Here is a 22277-nt window from a genome sequence, read left to right on the forward strand (position 1 = left end):
CGTCTTGCTGCGCGTTCGCGCCCGTCACGTGACGGTGTCGTCGTACGTCATCAGCGCTTGCTTGAGGTCGGTGCGCGCCACCACGCCGAGCTTCGGGAAGATCCGGTGCAGGTGCGTGCTGACCGTCCGGTGCGACAGGTGCAGCCGCTCGCCGATCTCCTTGTTCGTCAACCCGTCCGACGCCATCCGCGCGATGGTCAACTCGTGCTCGGTCAACTCGCCGTTGCCACTGCGCGACTCACCCGAGGCCCGCAACTCCTCGCCGGCCCGCTCCGCCCAGTCCTTGGTGCCGAACGCCTCGAACGCCTCTTTCGCAGCCTTGAGATGCGGCCGCGCCTGAGCCGCCTTGCGCTGCCGGCGCAACCAAGCCCCGAACGCCAGCTGCGTCCGCGCCCGCTCCCACGGCGAACTCCGGTTGTCCAGCGCGGCCGCGAACAACGCCTCGGCCTGCCCGTCCTCAGCCAGCAAAGCCCGCGCGTACCTCAACCCACTGGCCAGCGCAGGCGAACTGGTGGCGGTGTCGAGCCCTTCGACGATCTTGCCTGCGTCATCGGAGTTGCCGCTGCGAGTGGCCGCCTCAACCAGCTCGGGCAACACGTACCGGCGCAACGCCAGCTGGTAGGCCGGATCCGCGGGGTCGTGAACCCGGCGAACAGCCGCGAACGCGTCGCCGTACCTGCCCTCCCCCAGCGCGGCAAGGCTTCTGGCCAACTGCACGGTCGCGAGGACGGGCCGCGCACCCGCCGCGAGCCCGATCCGTTCGGCTTCTCCGGCCTTTGCGGCGGCCAGCTCGTAGTCACCTCGCAGCGCCGCGATCTCAGCCTGCACCGCCGCCGCCAGCCCACGCATGTACGGCTGCCCGGTCTCCTCCGCAAGCCTGGCCGCTTCCGCGGCGGCGGGTTCGGCGGCCGCGATGTCGCCCAGCCGGGTCCGGCTCCAGGCCTCGACGGCCAGCGCGCGGGTCAGCAGCCCGAACTGGCCTTGGGCACGCAGACCCCGTTGCGCGGCAAGGGAGAACCGGACGGACTCCTCGAACGCGCCAACCTGGAGCGCCGCACTGCCGAGCAACCGGAACGTGGCGGGGTCGTCGGCGCTCGGCCCGGAACAGACCTCGCCGCGCCGACCAGCACGTGACGGTGTCGCGCCGAGGGCGGTCGGCGCCGCCACGTCGTCACCGCCGACCTCGTGTTGCCCGGTCGACGGTTGTTGACGATCACCTCGAATCGCTGGCGGCACGGCGCTCCGACCGTCCCCGACCTCAAGCGGCCCCGACAACACGTCCACACGACCGCCTTGGACCGTGGGCGGCACAGCATCCCGACCATCCTCGCCCCCACGCGGCCCTCCCGACACGTCAGCACCGCCGACCCCACGCAGCCCCACCCGCACGTCCGCCCCGTCACCCTGGGCCCCACGCGGGCCCGCCGGCGCCGCGCCCCGGTCGCCCCGGATCGCCCGCAGCCCTGCCACCACCGCGTCGCCGTGCTCGACCGGGCACACGTACGCCGTCATCGCCAGCATCCGCGGGTCCTGCGGGTCGATCGGCAGCCGGCACGCCACCGCGGCGATCCGTTCCCGGACTGCGGCACCCGGCTCCACCCAGAAGCACCGCATCGCGACACTCCAGAAGATCCGCATCCCCAGCTCGACGTCGCCGTCGGCGACCACCGCCTCGGCCAGCCCGACCAGCTCGCCCGGCCCGGCCGCGCCCTCCCCCACGCCGTCGTCGAACGCGGTCGGCAGCCAGGTCACCAACGCCCGCTCCCGCGCCGTGAGGTCCAGCCCGCGCACGTCCAGCAGGATCCGCTCGACGTCGTCCCGGCTGCCCGCGTCCGCCGCCAGTTCGGCCGCCCGCAACAGCCGCCGGGGCCGTTCGCAACCGTCGCCCAACCGCGCCGCCCGTTCCAACGCGCTCACCGCCGCCGCCGCGCCGCCCCGCCGGAGTGCGCGGTCCGCCGTCTGCTCCAGCAGGCGGGCCACCTTCTCGTCGCTGCCGCGCACCGCACCGGCGAGGTGCCACGCCCGCCGGTCCGGCTGGTCCGTCGCGGCCGCGAGCGCTTCGTGCGCTTCCCGCAGTTCGGCAGCGCTCGCCGCCCGCACCACCGCCGACCTGATCAACGGATGCCGGAACGCGCCGTCCCGATCGACCAGCCTGGCCTCGACCGCGGGCTCCAGGTCTGCCGCACTCCCGCCGAGGGCCGCCCTGAGCAACGCCGCCCGCACGTCGGCAGGCAGCGTCGAGGCACGCGCCGCGAAGGCCTCCTCCAGCGAGTTGCCGCCGAAGGGCAGTTCGGTGAGCGCCAACGGATTCCCAGCCGCCTGCCCGAGCACCCACGCCCGGCGTTCGGCGTCCAGATCGGGCGCGACCGCGGCGAGCAACGCGTTGGCGTCGTGAGTGGTCAGCGGTTCCAACGAGAGCGTGGGCACGCCCGCGAACACAGCCGTCCGGGCCGTCACCACGAGCGCAGCGCCAGTCAACCGACGCGCCACGAACCCCAGCACGTCCTGACTCGCCCGGTCCAGCCACTGCGCGTCGTCCACCAGCACGACCGACCCGGCCGCGCTCAACAGCTCGAGCGCGGCCAGCCCGACCAGATGCACGGGCGGCGCAGCTCCCTCGGACAGTCCGAAAACGACCTCCAACGCACCGCGCCGCACCCCGGACAAAGTGGACAGATCCAGAAACGGGTGCAGAACCTGATGCAGCCCGGCGTACGGCAGGTCCCGCTCAGCCTCGACACCGACGACCAGGTGCCCGTCGAGGCAGGACAGCAGCGCCGACTTGCCCACGCCGGGCTCGCCGACGATCTGCAGCGCCCCACCGGACACCACCACGGCGGCAAGCCGTTCCCGTTCCCGCTCACGCCCGACCAGCGACACCAGCCCGACACCCCGTTCGTTGATCCGTATGGACCAAGAGTGTCAGAAAGTCACCTCCACCCGCCGCCCAGGCCCACGACCAGCGCGGACGTGCCGTTCACCCAGGCCCGCCGACCACGCGCGGATACCGGCCGCTCGAAACGTGACCGGCCAACACCCCCGCCCGCGACCAACGCACGCACCCGCCGTGGAACGCGCACCGCCAAACGCCCGCACCACACACGCGCCACGACCAACCACCAGCGCGCACGCACCCGCCGCGGAACATGCACAGCCAGACGCCTAGCCCGTCGCGAACGTCAGAACGTCCACACCGCCCGTGCGCCCGGCCCCACCACCAGCGTGGAAGTACCGAGCCGCTCCACATGCCGGCCCACCGCGTGGTTGAGCGAGAACTCCACCCGTTTGAGCCCGGTCTGCCCCGCCGCCACCGAGTCGAACCGCATGGTCGTGCCCCCACGCGACGCCACCACTCCGCCCGGCGACGAAACCACCGCGAAGCCGCCGGCACGCAGCAGCGGCAGGGTGGCGGTGAGGTCCGCGGCGGTGACGGCGAGGTGGATCAGGGTGACGTCGCGCATCAGGCGGTTCTGGTACGTGTCGGGCAGGTAGCGCTCGCGGGTGACGTCGCCGGGGAAGCGGGCGGGGGCCACCTTGCTGCGCGCGTCGTTCAGGTACTCGTCTCGGTACTCCATGGCCCAGGCGCCGAACCTGTCGTACTGCTCGATCAGGAACACCGAGTCGAACCACGGCACCGGCTTGCCGTCGCCGAAGTCGCGGGTCTGCAGGAAGTCGATCGGCTTCTGGCCCGCGGCGCGCAGCCTGGTCTTCAGCGTGTCGAGGTCGCCGTCGCGTTCGGTCGAGAGGCCGAGGCCGGCGGCGCCCAGTTCGCCGTCCTTGCCAGGGATGTCGCCGATGCCGAAGACCTCCAGGTAGGTCTCGCGGCCGCGTAGGTAGCGGCCTGTCCACACCCTGCCGTCGGCGCCGGTGGTGGTGCGGACCTCGAAGTCAGCGAACTTCTTGAGGTAGGCGGAGTGCTCGACCGCGTCGGCGGTGGCGCGGTCGAACGTTCCCCAAGCGTGGTTGTAGAACAACAACTGACGCTCTCCTGCCTGCGCCGGTCCCACGGCGGCCAGAACCAGCAGGACGGCCAAGATCATGCATGACACTCGTCGGATCCCCATGCTGGGATCGTATGACCGGGGCACTCAAGCCGGACTCAAGTCAGACAAGGGGACTCTGTGTTCGACACCGAACGGTGGGCCGTTCTCGCTCCGCTGCTGCAGGCCGCCACGGCCGGGCGCGATCTGCTGGACGAGACGATTCGCCGGCTCACGCCCGAAGCGGTCGCGCGGGCCGTTGCCGACGAGATCAAACCCGTCAAGGCGGACGTCCGGCTCGACCTGCGGTTCGACGGCAAGATCACGAGCCATCTCACGACCGGTGCGGAGGTCGTGATCGCGCTTGACCTCGCGGACGCCGTGCGAGGTCTCTACGGCACCGACGAACGGCCGTGGCCGAGTCTTGCGGTTCAGACGCCCCGAGGCGAAGTGGATCCCGCCAACCCCGGCGGGTGGTTCCGCGCCCGCACCGGCATCGGGCCGGCGGTCGGCGAGGTGCTGTCCGCGCTCAGGCCCGGCCGCGAGGACCTCGGTTCGCTCGCCGTGGCGTTCGGTTCGGACAAGTGGGGCGACCTGCACTGGTACACGCAGCACTACGAACGCCACTTCGCCCGGCTGCGCACCGAACCCGTGCGGGTGCTCGAGATCGGCATCGGCGGCTACGGCGACCCCGACCGCGGCGGCGGTTCGCTGCGGATGTGGCAGCGGTTCTTCCGGCGCGGGCTGGTGCACGGCCTCGACACCACGGCCAAGAACGTCACGGGCCCGCGGATGATGACGATCCAGGGCGACCAGTCCGACGCCGAGTTCCTCGACCGGCTGGGCAGGGAGCTCGGCCCGTTCGACGTGATCATCGACGACGGCAGCCACCTCAACAAGCACGTGCGGATCTCGTTCCACGCGCTGTTCCCGCACGTCCGCGCGGGCGGTCTCTACGTGGTCGAGGACCTGCAGACCGCGTACTGGCCGAACTGGGGCGGTCACCCCGAGGCGGGCCAGGGCACGTCGATGGGCATGCTCAAGTCCTTTGTGGACGGGCTGAACCGCGCGGAGGTGGGCGATCCGCGCGGCGAGGGTTCCTACCTGGAGCGCAACATCAGCGGAATCTCGTTCCACCACAACATCGCGTTCGTCGAGAAAGGACTCAACGCGGAGGAAGGCGGCCCGGCCTTCCTGCGCACCCTGTTCTAGTGTCCTGAGTCGCTGGTTCACGGTCAGCTTGTGGCGTGTGCAAGTACCACCAACTTAAGATCATCGGGCGTGTAACTACACCCAACCGACCTGTCTGCTCCGGCGGTCACGGACCGCGGACCTGCTTGTTGGGTGTAGTTACAGGCGATTTGATCAAGAGTTGGCGGTACTTGCAGACGCCACCCAGCCAGACGGGATGACTGGCAGCGAACTTGCGACTCAGGACACTAGAGTCCGGCCATCCGGTTCCACGCCGGCGACGACGCTCCGGCCGCGGACATCGCCAGCGCGGCGATCTCCTGATCCGCCACCGGCATCTCCGGCCGGGACGACATCCACGCGGCCGCCCGCCTCGCCAGCGCGGGCAGCCGCGGGTCGTCCGGCGACCAGCCGAAAGCCTCGTCGTAGTCCAGGTAGATCTGCCGGAACTCGGGATCGGCGAGCGACTCGGTCTTGTCCGCGAGCCACACCGCCGCGTCGTCCGGCGCGACGGCCTGCATCAGCACCCAGACCTCGCGTTCCATCCGCACACCCCGCTCGCTCACACCGATTTCCCTGAGCTGGTCGAGCAACGCGGCGGCCTCGGCGGACAAGAACAACGCGTTGCCCGCCCGCAGACGCACGACCCGTTCGCGGGCGAGCCGGATCTCCTCTTCCCGCCGGCGCAGCGCCTCGTCGATCTCGGTGATCGACGAGGCGAACTCCTCCTCGCCCGCCACGAGCAGTTCCTGCACGCGGGCGAGCGGCACCCCGGCCTCGGCGAGCGTGCGGATCTTGACCAGGTCGATCGCGTCCTGCGCGGAATAGCGGCGGTAGCCGGAGGCGTCACGCGCGGGTTCCTCCAGCAGCCCCACCTTGTGGTAGTGCCGCACCGCTTTGATCGTCACGCCCGCGTACCGGGCGAGCTGACCGATCGTGATCATGCCGCAATCATCCCACCCGGCTGAACATCCGACCGGCGAGATCGACCCCGATGATCACGCCCTCCGCGTCGCGCGTGAAGAACCCGCGCTGCCCGGTGAACGCGCCTTCCGTGATCACGTACTCGTCACGCGGCAGCAGCCCCATCGGGAACGGCGCGTGGTCGGCCGGCAGCTCCATCTCCGCGGACTCCCGGATCTCCGGCCGGATCAGCACCTCCAGCACCAGCCCGGAACCGGTGTCGTCGATGGTCATCACCATCGCGTCGTTGTCGTAGCCGCCCGCGACCTCCTGCGCCGCGACAGCGTTGTACGGCAACGGCTCCGGGTCCCGGTCGAGCACGCCGATGTAGTGCTCCAAGGCGCGACGGACCATCGCCTGGTTGAACGGAATCCCGTCCGGCCCCTGGTTCGCGATCGACACGACCGCGAAGTTCCGCGACGGCACGATCAGCAGCTCGGCGAACTGCCCGTTGGACGAACCTCCGTGCCCGATCGCCTCCACGCCTTCGATCTCGCGCAGGAACCAGCCGACCCCGATGGCGTCACCGAGGTTGGAGCCGCGCAGGAACGCCGTCGACCTCCGCATCTCCGCCAGATCGATCCCGTCACCGTCACCGAGGTGAAAACGGGCCCACGCCAGGAGATCCGACGCCGAAGCCGCGATACCGCCGCCGGGGTTGTTGGCGCGCCAGTGCCGCCACGGCCGGGCGATCTGGCCCTTCTCGTGCCCGGCGGCGAACCGGCGCGTCATCACCGCGTCCCGGTCGAAGTGCGTGTTGCCCAGCCCGAGCGGCTCCAGCAGCAGCGCCGTCATCGCCTGCTCGTAGGTCTGCCCGGTGACGTTCTCGATGATCCGCCCGGCCAGGTTGAAGCCGGACTGGCTGTAGGAAGGACGTTCCCCGACCGGCGCGATCAACGTCAGCGAGGCGAGCTCGGCGACGTGCCTGGCCAGCGCGTCGTCGCCCTCGCCGGTGTCCACCAGGGTGCCCCAGTCGAGCCCGGACGTGTGGTTGAGCAGCTGCCGGACGGTGAACTCGCGATCGTCCAGCAGCTTCAGCTCCGGCACGTACGTGCGCACCGGCGCGTCCAGCGAGACCCTGCCGTCCGAAACCAGCCGCATGATCGCGGTGGCGGTGAAGGTCTTCGTGACCGAGCCGAGCAGGAAGAGCGTGTCCTCGTTGACCGGCAACGGGTTCTCGACGCTCGTCACGCCGTGGCTGAAGAAGTGCTCCTGCCCGTCGTGGAAGACGCCGACGGCGGCGCCGGGGATGTCGAAGCGGGTGGCGGTCTCTGCGATGAAGTCGTTGTCCATGCCGAGAACTCTCCAACCTTGCCCTTAGGTCAAGGTCAACCCCCGAGACCGCGGCGATCTGAACCACGATCACCCTTCTGCCCACTCCCACATCAAATGTCCACTATTTGTCCAGAATTTCCGTTAACACCCCGATCGCACGTCACGATGTAGTGCGCAGAATCGCAACGACCCATCAGGAAATGCAATGCGAGCCACTGCGGGAAATGTAGAAGGAAAGGGGTGCCTAGGTTGGGACACCTGATCGGCATCGACCTGGGCACCACCTTCTCGGCCGTCGCCGTGATGGGTGAGCTGGGAAGACCGGAGATAATCCCGAACCGAGAGGGTGAGAACATCACGCCCTCCGTGGTTCTGTTCCAATCCGACACAACACTCGTCGGCACCATGGCGAAGCGGTCGGCAGCAATGGCGCCGCTCGACACCGTGCAATTTGTCAAGCGCGCCATGGGTGATGCGACGTGGCGTTTCGAGACGAGCGACGGCGTCACGTTCCGCCCGGAGGAAATCTCCGCGCTGATCATCAAACGGCTCAAGGAGGACGCCGAGCTGCACCTCGGCGGCCCCGTCGACCAGGCGGTGATCACGGTGCCGGCGTACTTCGACGACGGCGCACGGCGGGCGACCAAGGACGCGGGCGCGATCGCCGGGCTCACCGTGCACCGAGTGCTGAACGAGCCCACGGCCGCCGCACTCGCGTACGGCCTGGACACGGCCGATGCGGGCACGGTGCTCGTATACGACCTCGGCGGCGGCACGTTCGACGTGACGGTCATGCGGATCAAGAACCGCGAGTTCGCCACCATCGCCACGAACGGTGACCGCAACCTCGGCGGCTTCGACTGGGACAACGCGCTCATGAACCTGCTCAACGCCCGGTTCCAGGAGCACGGCGGACCTGACCTGCTCGACGACGACCACTCAGAGGCCGACCTGCGGGAGAAGTCAGAGATCGCCAAACGTGCGCTGACCACCATCCAGAAGACCAAGGTAGTGCTCAGCGCGGGCGGGGTGACCAGGACGGTCGACGTGACGCGCGAGGAGTTCGAGGAGGCCACGTCCAGCCTGCTCAGCCGCACGCGGGACCTGACCGCGATCGTGCTGGAGGACGCGAACCTGTCCTGGTCCGATGTGGACACCGTCCTCCTGGCCGGCGGGTCGACCCGCATGCCCATGGTGCACGAGATGATGGAGTCGTTCTCCGGCAAGAAGCCTGAACGGGCATTTAACCCGGACGAGGTCGTCGCACTCGGTGCCGCCGTGCAGGCCCACATCGTCGAGGTGGAGCGCACCGGCGCGAAGTCGGCCCTGCCCGCCATCACCATCAGGGACGTGACGTCGCAGGGACTCGGCATCCTGGCCCGCGCGGACGGCGGGGGCATGGAGAACGCCGTCATCATCGCGCCCAACACCAGAATTCCGGCCAAGCACACGGACTCGTTCCGCACCGTCTCGGACAACCAGACGGAGATCAGGGTCTCGGTGACCCAGGGAGATGACGCAGATCCGTCGTTCGTGAAGGTGATCGGCGAGCAGGTCCTGCCGATACCCGCATATCCGGCGGGCGCACCGGTCGACGTGACGTTCGCCTACGACATCGACCAGACGGTCTTCATCGAGGTCGCCGACCTCACCACGAATCGTTCTCTCGGCACGTTCGAGGTCCACGACGTGTCCAGCATGGACAGTGCGGAGAAGGACCTGGCAACCGGCAAGATCCGCACGTTGGAAGTGAGCTGACCATGACCACCTTCCAGTTCGTCAACCTCTACGAGGTGCTCCAGGTCGGCCAGACCGCGGAGACCGACGAGATCCGCAAGGCCATCACCAAGCAGCGCAGGCAGTGGATCAAACGGCAGGGCAGCGCTGATCCCGACCGCCGAACCGAGGCCGAGGCCCGCGTCCGCGACATCGACCGCGCGGAGAAGGTGCTGCTCGACGTGAGCGCACGGGCGGCGTTCGACCGCGAACTGGCCGACTACCGGCCACCTGCGGGGCCGGCCGCGGGCGGCAACGGTATCGACTGGCTCGACCGCGCCCGCGCCTATCTCGACCAGGACAACCCGAACGCCGCCAACTACGCCGCCCGCGAGGCGATCAACCTGCGGGGCAACGACGACGCCGCCTGGTTCTTGCGGGCGCACTCGTCGTTCCTCATGGGCAACGCCGGCGACGCCGAGTACGAGTTCTCCGAGGCGATCCGGCTGTCCCCGCAGAACTCGCTGTACCACTACGGGCTCGGTGAGGCCTACGCCGCGATGGGCAACTGGCAGCAGGCGATGCGCAAGTACGAGGAGGCGCTGCGGCTCGATCCTGGCAACCCCGAGTACCGGACGTCGATCGCCCAGGTGTTCCTGCAGAACGACATGGGCGGCAAGGCGCTGGAGATCATGCAGTCGGTGGTGCGCGAGAACCCGGACAACCCGGCCTTCCGCTACTACCTCGCCATCGCACTGCACGACGAGCTGATGGACCATCTGGGCAAGCTCGGGCCGTTCGTGGCGTACGGCCAGATGATCAATGAAGGCGGCTTCTACGTCCTGTCCGAGGAGCAGGCGTCGCTGGTCGCGAAGCGTGCAGACAGCATCGCGAACCTCAAGACCGGCGACCCCGACATCGCGACACTGGTCGGGGAACTCCGTGAGATGGCCAATGAGGCACGCAAGCCGACGTGGGACTGGGTCAACTGGCACAAGTGGTTCCTGGCCCTGCTGATCTTCGGCATTTTCCCGTTCCTCGGAGGGATGGGCTCCGGCAGTCCCGGCAGCGTGTTCATGGGCTTCCTGATGATGGTGCTCATCGGCGGCTTGTTCTACGTCCTGCGCTACAAGCCCATGTGGAAGCACCGGCTCAAGGCGGCCACCGCACTCGGCCGCGTCGAGCGGAAGGGGCGCTGAATGGACGCGGGCACAGTCGAGCAGGAACTCGCCGAGCTGCGCGATCTGTTCCAGCGCAGGCTGCTCAACGACCGGCTGCAGAAGCAGATGTACGACGAGCTGTGCCGGCAGCTCGACCAGGCGGGCGACGACCGGGCCCGGCAGATCCTCGAACCCGTACTGCGCCAAGTGATCCTCGTGCTAGATCGGATCGAGACAGCGCCGCAGTGCGGTGACGTGGACTCGATCTCGAACGAGCTGGAGGAGCTGCTCGCGCGGCAGGGCATCAACCGGATGAACTGCGTCGGCACGCCGTTCGAGCCGAGCCTGCACCAGGCGGTGCGCGTCGCCGAAGTGAACAGCGCCGAGCACGACGGCGTGGTGCTGCGCGAGGTGCGTGGCGGTTACCTGCACGGCGACAAGGTGTTGCGCGCGGCCGAGGTCGAGGTCGGCCGGCTCACGTCCGTCGAGGGAGGTGAACCGTGCGCCGGATCTTCCTGAGCTACCGGATCAAGGACAGCGTGCACGCGACTGCGGCGATCTTCGGTCTGCTCGCCCAGCAGTACGGCACGGAGAACGTGTTCCGCGACCGGGACTCGTTGCCGTTGGGCGCTGTGTACCCGCGGAGGATCCGGCGCGAGCTGGAACGCGCGGACGTGGTGCTCGCCGTGATCGGGCCGTCGTGGCTGTCCATCAAGAACAAGAACGGCGTGCGATGTCTGGACGACGAGCGCGACTGGGTGCGCACGGAACTGCGGATGGCGTTCAAGCGAGACATGCAGGTGGTGCCGGTGTTGCTGGACGACACCCCGTTGCCCGACCGCGCCCTGCTCCCGGCCGACATCGCGCTGCTCAGCCTCTCCATGTACTGGCAGGTGCGGCACCGGACCTTCGAGTCCGACGTCCGCGGGCTGATCGCGGAGTTGGAGGGTGAGGGCGGGCGGGACACGCCAGCTGATCACGGACAGGCGGAGATGCAGATCAACAACACCGCGTCCCACGGCGGAACCGTCTTCTCCAGCAACGGCCCGATGAACGTCAACCAGGGCACCGGCCGGATGGACGTCCGGGGAGGAGGTGGCGGATGAACTCCCCGAATGATCCTTTCGGACGCAACGCTCACAACAGCGCGTCCGGCGGCAGCAACATCTTCAACCAGCAGGGCAACGGTCCGATGAACATCAATCAGGGCCCCGGCCACATGACCGTCGACAACAGCACCCACATCAACGCGAAATACCGCACGTGGACCGGCTGGGCCATCGTCGTGATGCTCGTCGCCGACATAGCCTTCTTCATCTACGGGGCTTCGGCGTACACCGGCGGCCGCGACGTGAACGGTGATGGGATCAGGGCCTTCGCCTACCTGCTCATGCTCGGCATCACCATCGGACTGATCCGCCGGTGGTTCCGCCAGAAGTTGTGAACGGAGTTGGTGACAGGGGTTCTGCCCCGGAGCGGGACCAGCCCCGGGACAGAACCCGTCACTCACGACGCACCTCAGGTCACGGGATCCAGTGGTTGCCGGACACCGTGATCATCACCTGGAGCTGGATGCTCGCACCGAAGTACGTGTCCGTGGCGATCGGCGTGCTGACCATCTTGTTCCACAACGCGTCCAGCCAGGCCTGGCTGCCCGGATCCGTCGTGGCCGCCACCGCGAACGGCGCGACGAACGCCGAGTCGCTGCCGCTGTTGATCTGCGTGCCGTTGAGCTGGTAGCCGACTGCGATCTTGCTCGGGTCGCCGCCGGTCTTGCCCTTGATCCACGTGTTCAGCTTGCGCGCCGCCGCCAGCGACTTCGCGTCACCGGTCAGTGCCGCGTCCGCGCCGATGCGCCACGGGTCGCGGCAGGCGTTGTACCAGTACTTGCCGTCGGTGGCGGCCTCTTCGAGCATCTCCCCCACGGCGGGTTTGGCCGTGGAGTTGGTGTCCTGCACGAAGTCCGGCAGCAGGCCGGTGCTCGCCGCGTACTTCGACTGCAGCGAGGCGATCAGGTCCTGGTGCTTGCTGCGGATCGTGTCCCAGGCCGAGTCGCCGGTCGCCTTGCGGAACGCGCGGAAGTGGTCGGCCATCCAGTCGGACGACCTGGAGCCGTAGTACTGCCTGCTGTTGTCCGGGCCGGACCAGTCGCCCATCAGCAGCAGGTTCGTGTTCGGGTTGATCAGGCTGTTCTTGATCGCGTTGACGTTCTTCACCGCGAGCTGCTTGTAGTTGTAGGTGCCGGTGCTGCCCCACTGCTTGTCGGCGAGCAGCAGGCCGTAGGCGGTGTCCATGTCGCCGTCGGTCGCGCTGTCGCTGCCGTTGACGCTCTTGCAGGCGGGGTCCTGCTCGGCGGCCAGCAGGTCGGGGTTGTTGACCGACGGGTGCGCGAGCTTGTACTTCAGCAGGCCGTCGAAGATCTTCTTCGCGTCCGGGTCGGCGCCCGCCATCGTCGCGGTGATCACCATGCCGTAGCCCTGCGCCTCGGCCACGTACGGGAACTCCGCGTCCGGCGAGATGATCTGGTACCAGCCGTTGCCGCAGTTCTGCTTGACGAACGCGGCCTTCCACTTCTGGTAGTAATCGACAATCTTCGCGTCCAAAGTGGACGTGCTGCCGGACGGCCGCAGGATGCCCGCCGCGTACGGGGTCTGCCTGCTGCCGAACGGATAGCCGAGACCGGAGGGCGGCGGTGTGGTGGTCGTGGTCGGCGGGGTCGTGGTCGTCGGCGGGTTGGTACCGCCGTCCAGGCCGTAGACCTCGAACTCCCACAACGAGTAGCCGTACGCCGTGCCGCGAGCCGTGCCGTAGACGCGCACATAACGGCCCGAACCGGACAGGGTCAGGTCGTCGGTGCCACCGTCACCGGTGCTGGTCGAGAACACGTCGGTCCACGTCGAACCGTCGGGAGAGGTCTGCACGCGGTACGACTTGGCGTACGCGGCCTCCCAGGTCAGCTTGACCCGGCTGATCGCGTGCGCCGAACCGAGATCGACCCGGAGCCACTCCGGGTCGTGGCCCTCCACCGAGGCCCAGCGGGTCGACGTGCTGCCGTCGACCGCCTTGGCCGCCTCGAACCCGGGTCCCTCGGTCGAGGAGGCCGTGACCGCCTTGCCGCGGGAGACCAGTGGATCCGCCGCCGATGCACTGGTCACCCCTGCCACGAGGAGACCGAGCACGAGCCCGGCCGCCCCCAATGCCGTCGTTCTGCCGCCCACGGCCGCCTCCAGCAATTAGTTAACAAAGCTGTCAATGCGAGTGGTGGGCGACGCTATGCAGGTCAGAGCCCCTGGACAAGAGGTACCGACCAGTTGTTGCGCGTTCGGACAGTGATCAGTTCCAGACCTGGCGAACAGCTTCCGCCACCGAGGCGGCCTGGACGTACCCCGCTTCGGCGGCCGGCTTGCGGCGGGCCGGGTCCAGCAGGTTCGTCCCGATCGCGGCCAGCGCGGTCTTGTCCGGGCTCACCACGATCGACGGCACGCCGAGTTTCGCGGCCTGCGCCTGCGGAGTCGCCGCCAGGTTCGCCGACCGGGTCAGCGGAGCCACCACCACGACCCGCGAGTACCCGGCGGCGAGGTCGACGTTGGCCACCGACCGCATGCCGCCGTCCATGTACCGGTGGCCGTCGATCGTCACGGGCGGCCACACCAGCGGCACCGCGCAACTCGATGCCACGGCGCTCACCAGTGGCACCCCGCTGTCCCGGTCGAACGCCACGAACTTCCCGTCCGCGGTGTCCACGGCGGTCACCTTCAGCGCCCGCTCCGGCCAGTCCCGAGTGGACAGTCGGGAGGTGAAGACCGCGAGCCGCTCCGATTCGGACGGTGTGCGGGCCTTCAACGCCGCGCGCCCCAGCCGGGCCCGCTTCGACGCCGGGGTCCCCGGCATCGCGTAGGAGAGCACGTACCTCATCACCATCCACGGGGTCAGCCGCGCCGGGATCTCTCCATCGGGTGGCAACAGCTGACCCGCGTAGAGGTCAGTCAGCGGCACACCGCCCGCCAACTGCGTGGCCACCACGGACCCAGCAGACGTCCCGACGAACAGGTCCGCGTCCGACAGATCGGCGCCGTGTTCAGCGAGTCCGTGCAGAATCCCTGTCTCCCAAGCGATTCCGGTGACACCACCACCGCCGAGGACCAACGCGCGTTTTCCGGTCACAAAGGCCATCCTATGGAGTGAGACGAGTTCTTGGTCCATGGTCAGGCTTGGTAACCTGAAAGGCGAGGCCGAGAAGCGCTGCAACGGGCCATGGTCGCCTGCCACGCTCGGCGTCGTTCCACCACGTGCAAGGGCGCTTCCGACATTTCGGGAGCGCGCGTGGATGGTCTCAAGTCCCTGCTGAACCAGCGGATCGCGGTGCTGGACGGCGCCTGGGGCACGATGTTCCAGCAGGCGAAGCTCGCCCCCTCCGACTACTACGGCACGGAGTTCGGCGACCACCACCTGGACGTCGCGGGAGACCCGGACCTGCTCAACCTCACGCGCCCGGACCTGGTGCTCGACGTGCACCGGCAGTACCTGGCGGCGGGCGCGGACATCACGACCACCAACACCTTCACCGCCACGTCGATCGGCCAGGCCGACTACGGCCTCGAACACCGCGTGCGCGACATGAACATCGCGGGCGCCCGGCTGGCCCGCCAGGCGGCGGACGAGTTCGGCGGCCGGTTCGTCGCGGGCTCGGTCGGCCCCCTCAACGTCACCCTCAGCCTGTCCCCCAAGGTCGAGGACCCGGCCTTCCGCGCGGTCACGTTCGAGCAGGTCAAGGCCTCCTACGCGGAACAGATCGCGGCGCTGCACGAAGGCGGCGTCGACCTGCTCCTGATCGAGACGATCTTCGACACCCTCAACGCCAAGGCCGCCATCACCGCGGCCCGCGAGGTGGCGCCCGACCTCCCGCTGTGGATCTCGGTGACGATCGTCGACCTGTCCGGCCGCACGCTGTCCGGCCAGACCGTCGAGGCGTTCTGGGATTCGATCGCGCACTCGAAGCCGCTGGTCGTCGGCGTCAACTGCTCGCTGGGCGCCGAGGAGATGCGCCCGCACGTCGCCGACCTGGCGCGGCTCGCGGACACCTACGTCGCCTGCCACCCCAACGCCGGGCTGCCCAACGCGTTCGGCGGCTACGACGAGACGCCGGACGAGACCGCTGCCCTGCTGAAGGACTTCGCGGGCAACGGCATCGTGAACATCGTCGGCGGCTGCTGCGGCACCACCCCCGCGCACATCAAGGCGATCGCCGACAGCGTCCGCGGCACGGCACCGCGCACGGTCGTGCAACCCCGCGACACCACCAGGTTCAGCGGCCTGGAGACGTTCGAGATCGGCCCGGACACCGGCTTCGTGATGATCGGCGAGCGCACCAACGTCACCGGTTCGGCGAAGTTCCGCCGCCTGATCGAGGCAGACGACCACCAGGCGGCGCTCGCGGTCGCGCTGGACCAGGTCCGCGGCGGCGCGAACCTGCTGGACGTCAACATGGACGCCGACCTGCTCGACGGCGAGCAGGCGATGACGACGTTCCTGAACCTGATCGCGACCGAGCCGGAGATCGCCCGCATCCCGGTGATGATCGACAGCTCCCGCTGGACCGTGCTGCAGGCCGGGCTGCGGTGCGTGCAGGGCAAGGGCGTGGTCAACTCGATCAGCCTCAAGGAGGGCGAGGGCCCGTTCCTCGAGCAGGCCCGCACGATCCGCGACTACGGCGCCGGTGTCGTCGTGATGGCGTTCGACGAGCAGGGTCAGGCCGACACGACCGAGCGCAAGGTCGAGATCTGCGGCCGCGCCTACGACCTGCTGACCCAGCAGGCGGGGTTCCCGGCCGAGGACATCATCTTCGACCCGAACGTGCTCGCCGTCGCGACCGGCATCGAGGAGCACAACGGCTACGCCAAGGCGTTCATCGACGCCCTGCCGCTGATCAAGCGGCGATGTCCGGGCGTCCGCATCAGCGGCGGCATCTCGAACCTGTCGTTCTCCTTCCGCGGCAACGACGTCGTCCGCGAGGCCATGCACTCGGCGTTCCTGTTCCACGCCGTCAAGGCCGGCCTGGACATGGGCATCGTCAACGCGGGCCAGCTCGTCGTCTACCAGGACATCCCCTCCGACCTGCTGGAACTGGTCGAGGACGTCATCTTCGACCGCCGCGAGGACGCCACCGACCGGCTCGTCACGCACGCCGAGACGGTCAGGGGTCCCGGCACGAAGCGCGTCGTGGACCTGAGCTGGCGCGAGGCCCCGGTCGGCAAGCGCCTCGAACACGCGATCCTGCACGGCGTCGTCGACTTCATCGAAGACGACACCGAGGAAGCCCGGCAGGCCCTGCCGCGTCCGCTGGACGTGATCGAGGGCCCGCTGATGGACGGCATGAAGATCGTCGGCGACCTGTTCGGCGCGGGCAAGATGTTCCTGCCCCAGGTCGTGAAGAGCGCCCGCGTGATGAAGCGCGCGGTCGCGTACCTCGAGCCGTTCATGGCGAACGAGCCGAAGGCGACGGCCGGCGGCAACGGCAAGGTCGTGCTCGCCACGGTCAAGGGCGACGTGCACGACATCGGCAAGAACATCGTCGGCGTCGTCCTGGGCTGCAACAACTACGAGGTGATCGACCTCGGCGTGATGGTCCCGGCCGCCAAGATCCTCGACACCGCGATCCGCGAGCACGCCGATGTCATCGGCCTGTCCGGGCTGATCACGCCGTCGCTGGACGAGATGGTCTCGGTCGCCGAGGAGATGCAGCGGCGCGGCATGAAGCTGCCGTTGCTGATCGGTGGCGCCACCACCTCCCGCCAGCACACGGCCGTGAAGATCGCACCGGTCTACGACGAGCCGGTCATCCACGTGCTCGACGCGTCACGGGTCGTCGGCGTCGTGTCCGACCTGCTGGACGACCGGCGCGGCCACGAGCTGAACATCGCGAACCGCGCCGAGCAGGCACGACTGCGTGAGCAGCACGAGAACCGCAAGTCGGTGCCGTTGCTCAAGCTCGAAGCCGCGCGGGCGAACTCGGAGAAGGTTGATTTCTCCGAATTGCCGACTCCGGCATTCACCGGAACTCGCGTGATGACTCCGACGCTCGCCGAACTGCGCGAGTTCATCGACTGGACGTTCCTGTTCCTCGCCTGGGAACTCAAAGGCAAGTTCCCGGCGATCCTCGAACAGCCGGTCGCGCGCGAGCTCTATGACGACGCGATTGCGTTGCTTGACGAAATCGTCGCAGGTGACTTGTTCACCGCCAGGGGCGTCTACGGCTACTGGCCTGCGCATTCCTCCGGTGACGACATCCAGCTCGACAACGGCGTGCTGATTCCGATGCTGCGCCAGCAGACCCAGAAGCCGCTGTCGCGCCCGAACCGGTGCCTGTCGGACTACGTGGCGCCGGAGGGCGACCACCTCGGTGGCTTCGCGGTGACGATCCTCGGCGCCGAGAAGCTGGCGGCGAAGTACGAGGCCGAGAACGACGACTACCGCGCGATCATGGTGAAGGCGCTGGCAGACCGGCTCGCCGAGGCGTTCGCCGAGTGGATCCACCTGCGGGCGCGGCGCGACTGGTTCGAGCCGGAGGCCGAGCCGCAGCTCGCTGACCTGCACGCCGAGAAGTTCCGCGGCATCCGGCCGGCGCTGGGCTACCCGGCCTGCCCTGACCACGCGGTGAAACGCGAGTTGTTCGATCTGCTCGGCGCGGAGGAAATCGGCGTCTCCCTCACGGAGTCGTTCGCGATGAACCCGGCGGCCAGCGTGAGCGGCCTGATCTTCCAGCACCCGGAGGCGAAGTACTTCACCGTCGGGAGGCTCGGCCGTGACCAGGTCGTGGACTACGCCCGCCGGTACGGCAAGCCGGTGGCCGAGGTCGAGCAGTGGCTGCGCCCGAACCTGGGTTACGAACCCGCCTGACACTTCCACAACGTGAAAGCGCTTCCCGGTATTGGTGGGCGTTATCCCGATTTGGCACCAAGCGATGTAGCATCGGCCGCCATGCGAGCTGCGGCCCTCCTGCTGGGTCTGGTGCTGTTATCCGGGTGTGGTGGTGCCGCGAAGTCGGAGGCGCTGCCGCACGTGGGTTTCGTGGTCAAGCGCACGGGCGGTTCGTTCGCACAGGAGATGACCAGCGGTTTTCACGAAGGCGTCGGCCGCATCGGTGGTGTCAGCGCGACCGTCACGGGCCCGCCCGGGCAGGACGGGCACAAGGAAGTCGAGTTGTTCAGGGATTTGACGATGGCGGCGAAAGGTGGAATCGCCGTCGCCACGTCCGAACCGGCGCTGATGGCACCGTCGATCGGTGAAGCGTTGACCCAGCACGTCGCCGTCGTCGGTGTGGACATGCGACTCGCCACGAGTTCCAAGGTGAAACTGCACATCGGTAACGACAACTACGAACTCGGCGAAAAGCTGGCTGACGAGTTGATGCGCCGATTGCCCCCGGACGCGACCGGAACAGTGGTGGTGGGAAACACCGCGCCGGGACTCGCCGGATTCGACGACCGGGCCGACGGACTGCGGGGTCGATTCGCCGAGAAGCTACCGAGGGTATTGGTGCTGGGCCCGTTCGACACGCAACGTGATGACGAAGCGAATCGCGACGCGTGGCAGCGATTGGTGGCAGCGAACCCGAACGCCCTGGCGTTCGTTGGAACGGGCGACTGCGACGGGGTCAACCTCGCCGCGATACGGACCGAGAGGTCGGCGAAGTGGCTGGTGGGCGGTTTCGGGGTCGACCCGAGAACGTTGCAGGCGGTGCGGGACGGCGCGATGGTGGCGACGATCTCCCCGGAGCACTACCTCAAGGGCGCCGTGGCGGGCTGGTTGCTCGCCCGGCACGCGACAGGTGCGGCGGCACTGCCCGAGGGCTGGGTCGAGACGCCGGGGCTGACGGTGACCACCGCGAACCTCGAGCAGATCCTGCACCGGCAGGAGTCGGAGAAGGCGCGCAAGGACTTCTTCCAGCCTCAGATCGACAGCTTCGTCGAGGATCCGGCGAGCTGGGTGCGACCGTTGGAGCAGGCACGGTGAGCTTTTGGGAAGGCCGGGCCACCGCACGCGTGGCCACGGTGGGGCTGACGCTCGGGCTGCTCGCCCTCGCGGGTCTGGCGCTGTGGAGCAGCGTCAGCGCGCAGGCGACGACCGCGCACGTCCGCGCGCTCAACAACTCCAGTGAGCGGTGGAGCCGCGTGCTGGAACACATCAACGTCGCCGACAACGCTTTACGCGACATCCAGGTCGCACGCACCGAGCAGACCATCGAGCCGTTGGAGAACTCGGTCGGTTCCGCGCGCGATGAGCTCGAGTGGCTGCGCACGCAGGGCCAGCCGAACGACGTGGCGGTCGCGACCCGGTTGTTGCCCCTCTACGACCAGACCACGGACATCCTGCGCAAGGTCATCGCCGGCCAGGACCCGTTGCAGGCCGACCAGGCCGGGCTCGCGCACTCGTCGTTGCGCCGCCAGATCTCCTCGACGATCGGCGCCCAGCGGCTCGACACCACCGAGTACCTGAGCGCGGCCGACGAGAAGAACGCGCAGCTGCGGGTCGCCCAGATCGTGGCGTTCGTGCTGGACGCGTTCCTGGTGGGGCTGTTCGGCATGGTCCTGCTGGGACACCGCCGCAAGATCCTGCGCCAGGCCGCGAAGAACGAGCACGAGGCCCACCACGACGCGCTGACGGGGCTGGCCAACCGGACGCTGCTCGCGCGGCGGATGGAACAGGCCGTCGAGAAGGCGCGCAAGAAGGACGAGCCGCTGGCGTTGCTGATCGTGGACCTCGACAGGTTCAAGGAGGTCAACGACTCCCTCGGGCACCACACCGGCGACCTGCTGCTGCGCCAGGTGGCGAACCGCCTGTCGTGGGCGGTGCGCGACACCGACCTGGTGGCGCGGCTGGGCGGCGACGAGTTCGCCGTGCTGCTGCCCGGCGTCGGCTCGGCGGAGAACGCGAGCATGGTCGCGGAGAAGATCCTGCAGGCCCTGGCCATGCCGGTGACGCTGGAGGGGCTGGAGCTGGAGATCGCGGGCAGCGTCGGTGTGGCGCTGTGCCCGTCCGACTCGGGCGACGGCCACGAACTGCTGCGGCACGCGGACATCGCGATGTACGCGGCAAAGCGTGAGAAGTCCGGTGTGGCCGTGTACGACGCACGCCTGCACGAACGCGGTGCGGCGCATCTGACCGCGGTGACCGAGCTGCGGCACGCGATCGACCGCGGCGAGCTGTTCCTGCACTACCAGCCCAAGGCCCTGGCCGACACGGGCGCGGTGTGCGGCGTCGAGGCGCTGGCTCGCTGGCAGCACCCGACCCGCGGGCTCGTGCGTCCCGACGAGTTCATCCCGATCGCCGAGGAGAACGGCCTCATCGAGCCGCTCACCCGTTACGTCATCGACGCCGCGCTGCGCCAGTGCCGCGCGTGGTCGGACGCGGGCTGGGAGGTTCCGGTGTCGGTGAACGTGGGCGCGGCCTGCCTGCACCACACGGAGTTCCCCGGCGACGTGGCCGATCTGATCAAGCGCCACGGGCTGCCCGCGCGGTTGCTGACGCTGGAGATCACCGAGTCCGCGATCATCTCGGACCCGGACCGCGCGGTGGAGGTGCTGCGCGGCCTGACCGAACTCGGCGTGCGGCTGTCCATCGACGACTTCGGCACCGGCTACTCGTCGATCTCGTACCTGCGCAGCATGCGGGTGCACGAGATGAAGCTCGACCGGTCGTTCGTCACGCACATGTGCACCGACGCCGGCGACAGCGCGATCGTGCACGCTCTCGTCGCCCTGGCCCGCAACTTCGGTTTGCAGGCCGTGGCCGAGGGCGTGGAGGACCAGGACACCTGGACCGCGTTGGCCGAGGCCGGTTGTGACGTGGTCCAGGGATATTTCCTCAGCGAGCCGTTGCCCGCCGAGGAAATCGTCGCCTGGCTGGGAGATCGCGCGGCGGCTCACGCGTAGTACGGATCGGTGTCCCGCCACTGGTCGATGAACGGCTTCATGAACTCGACCATGGCGGGCAACTGGTCCGCGCACGACAGGTACGCGATCACCCGGATCGCACCGACCGAGTTGACGAACCTGAGGACGTCCTTGTCGAGCGGCCTCAGGTCGTTGCGGGCGGCGCCGCGGTCGTAGGCGGCTTGGAGCTCCAGGCCGAGGCCGCCGAGGTCCCACTCGACCGGGCCGCGCGTGATGAGCTCGAAGTCGGAGAACAACGGGCCGTTCGTGCCCGCGAAGATGTTCGCGGGCGGCGAGTCGCCGTGGATGGGCTGCAGGTCGACGTTCGGAAACGCCTTCCGGAACGCGCTTTCGTCGCTGACGAGCGGTTCGAGGACCTGCCATTCCTGCTTGGCCCTGGCGAGGTCCTGCGGGTCGACGATGTCCGGGCTGTTCTCGAGCCTGTCGAGGGCCTCTGTCACGAACCGCGGTTCCGCCGAGGACAGGAAGTCGAGCTCTCCGGGGTAGTTCTTCAGGGCCTTGTGCAGGTCCGCGGTGAGTTCGGAGTTCTTGACGTAGTCCGGGATGTTGGTCTTGTCCTCGTCGGTGAACGGCCAGAAGGTCATGGAGAAGCCGTTCTTCTGGACGGGTTCGCGCTCCAGCAGCGGGCTCGGCGGGATGACCGGGGTGCCCTGGTCGTGCAGCCACTGCGCCACGTCCAGCTCCTGCTGCTGGCGCTTGGCGAGGTCTTGCAGCGTGGTCGTGTGTGGGAGGACGGTCGGGATGCGGGCCACCACCGGCGACGGGCTCAGGTGCACCACCACGGAGAAGAGTTCGTAGAGGACCTTGCCTTCGGTGATGTGGAGGCCTAGTTCGCGACCCGCTGCCACCGCGGCTTCTTTGGCGGCGTTGGTGCGGTGGGCGAGCTGTTCGGGGGTCGCGAATTCCGTCATGGCACGATCGTGTCACGACCCCTGTGGTGTGTGCAGATCATTTACGGTGGGCCGACGCGCCACCTGATCGACGTCCACGTGCTGCTCGTGCGGGACGACCAGGTGTTCCTCATCCGGCGGCGCGATCCG

The 22277-nt window shown here is 68.6% G+C and carries 16 protein-coding genes and 1 riboswitch; of the genes, 9 read left to right on the plus strand and 7 right to left on the minus strand.

Annotation, left to right across the window (positions count from 1 at the left end; all coding sequences use genetic code 11):
- Positions 1 to 24 precede the first annotated feature (24 nt).
- Positions 25 to 2880, minus strand: a complete 2856-nt coding sequence (locus tag ACWGE0_RS05400; protein ID WP_452259676.1) for a LuxR C-terminal-related transcriptional regulator — start codon at positions 2878 to 2880, stop codon at positions 25 to 27.
- 299 nt (positions 2881 to 3179) lie between these two features.
- Entirely contained in the window at positions 3180 to 4040 is an 861-nt protein-coding gene (locus tag ACWGE0_RS05405; protein WP_452259677.1) for a DUF5829 family protein, read from the minus strand.
- An 81-nt stretch (positions 4041 to 4121) separates the two neighbouring features.
- Here ACWGE0_RS05405 and ACWGE0_RS05410 point away from each other — a divergent pair, with 81 nt between their 5' ends.
- Positions 4122 to 5192, plus strand: coding sequence for a class I SAM-dependent methyltransferase (locus ACWGE0_RS05410; protein WP_452259678.1), 1071 nt, complete (start codon positions 4122 to 4124; stop codon positions 5190 to 5192).
- A gap of 227 nt (positions 5193 to 5419) precedes the next feature.
- On the opposite strand, the gene ACWGE0_RS05415 is transcribed toward ACWGE0_RS05410, so the two are convergent.
- Both ACWGE0_RS05415 and ACWGE0_RS05420 read right to left on the minus strand, forming a co-directional pair.
- Entirely contained in the window at positions 5420 to 6115 is a 696-nt protein-coding gene (locus ACWGE0_RS05415; protein ID WP_452259679.1) for a MerR family transcriptional regulator, read from the minus strand.
- Between the two features lie 7 nt (positions 6116 to 6122).
- Positions 6123 to 7427 carry a serine hydrolase domain-containing protein gene (locus ACWGE0_RS05420; RefSeq protein ID WP_452259680.1) on the minus strand — a complete coding sequence of 435 codons (1305 nt, stop codon included), beginning with the start codon at positions 7425 to 7427 and terminating at the stop codon, positions 6123 to 6125.
- Between the two features lie 222 nt (positions 7428 to 7649).
- On the opposite strand from ACWGE0_RS05420, the gene ACWGE0_RS05425 reads away from it, so the two are divergent.
- From ACWGE0_RS05425 to ACWGE0_RS05445, 5 genes are read left to right on the plus strand one after another with little or no spacing between them, the layout of a single operon-like run.
- A complete protein-coding gene (locus tag ACWGE0_RS05425; protein ID WP_452259681.1) occupies positions 7650 to 9167 on the plus strand; it encodes an Hsp70 family protein in 1518 nt (505 codons plus the stop codon).
- A 2-nt stretch (positions 9168 to 9169) separates the two neighbouring features.
- On the plus strand, positions 9170 to 10324 hold the full coding sequence (locus ACWGE0_RS05430; RefSeq protein WP_452259682.1) for a J domain-containing protein: 1155 nt from the start codon (positions 9170 to 9172) through the stop codon (positions 10322 to 10324).
- Positions 10325 to 10804 carry a nucleotide exchange factor GrpE gene (locus ACWGE0_RS05435; protein ID WP_452259683.1) on the plus strand — a complete coding sequence of 160 codons (480 nt, stop codon included), beginning with the start codon at positions 10325 to 10327 and terminating at the stop codon, positions 10802 to 10804.
- Positions 10786 to 11391: a toll/interleukin-1 receptor domain-containing protein gene (locus tag ACWGE0_RS05440; RefSeq protein ID WP_452259684.1), complete on the plus strand. Its 606-nt coding sequence runs from the start codon at positions 10786 to 10788 to the stop codon at positions 11389 to 11391. The genes ACWGE0_RS05435 and ACWGE0_RS05440 overlap by 19 nt, the downstream gene beginning before the upstream one ends.
- Positions 11388 to 11729 carry a hypothetical protein gene (locus ACWGE0_RS05445; protein WP_452259685.1) on the plus strand — a complete coding sequence of 114 codons (342 nt, stop codon included), beginning with the start codon at positions 11388 to 11390 and terminating at the stop codon, positions 11727 to 11729. The genes ACWGE0_RS05440 and ACWGE0_RS05445 overlap by 4 nt, the downstream gene beginning before the upstream one ends.
- Positions 11730 to 11808: 79 nt before the next feature.
- On the opposite strand, the gene ACWGE0_RS05450 is transcribed toward ACWGE0_RS05445, so the two are convergent.
- A complete protein-coding gene (locus tag ACWGE0_RS05450; protein ID WP_452259686.1) occupies positions 11809 to 13503 on the minus strand; it encodes a glycosyl hydrolase family 8 in 1695 nt (564 codons plus the stop codon).
- Positions 13504 to 13618: 115 nt separating this feature from the next.
- Complete coding sequence (locus tag ACWGE0_RS05455) at positions 13619 to 14449, minus strand: patatin-like phospholipase family protein (RefSeq protein WP_452259687.1); 831 nt, start codon at positions 14447 to 14449, stop codon at positions 13619 to 13621.
- Positions 14450 to 14513: 64 nt separating this feature from the next.
- A riboswitch (S-adenosyl-L-homocysteine riboswitch) is annotated at positions 14514 to 14595 on the plus strand.
- A 13-nt stretch (positions 14596 to 14608) separates the two neighbouring features.
- Between ACWGE0_RS05455 and metH the strand changes: the two genes are divergently transcribed.
- The 3 genes from metH (at position 14609) to ACWGE0_RS05470 (ending at position 21216) form a co-directional block, all read left to right on the plus strand.
- Positions 14609 to 18181 carry a methionine synthase gene (metH, locus tag ACWGE0_RS05460; RefSeq protein WP_452259688.1) on the plus strand — a complete coding sequence of 1191 codons (3573 nt, stop codon included), beginning with the start codon at positions 14609 to 14611 and terminating at the stop codon, positions 18179 to 18181.
- A gap of 81 nt (positions 18182 to 18262) precedes the next feature.
- Positions 18263 to 19297: a sugar ABC transporter substrate-binding protein gene (locus tag ACWGE0_RS05465; RefSeq protein WP_452259689.1), complete on the plus strand. Its 1035-nt coding sequence runs from the start codon at positions 18263 to 18265 to the stop codon at positions 19295 to 19297.
- Entirely contained in the window at positions 19294 to 21216 is a 1923-nt protein-coding gene (locus ACWGE0_RS05470) for a putative bifunctional diguanylate cyclase/phosphodiesterase (protein ID WP_452259690.1), read from the plus strand. The genes ACWGE0_RS05465 and ACWGE0_RS05470 overlap by 4 nt, the downstream gene beginning before the upstream one ends.
- Here the strand turns inward: ACWGE0_RS05470 and ACWGE0_RS05475 are convergent.
- Entirely contained in the window at positions 21207 to 22148 is a 942-nt protein-coding gene (locus tag ACWGE0_RS05475) for a phosphotransferase (protein WP_452259691.1), read from the minus strand. The genes ACWGE0_RS05470 and ACWGE0_RS05475 overlap by 10 nt on opposite strands.
- Positions 22149 to 22277 lie beyond the last annotated feature (129 nt).

This window comes from Lentzea sp. NPDC054927, from assembly GCF_053610285.1.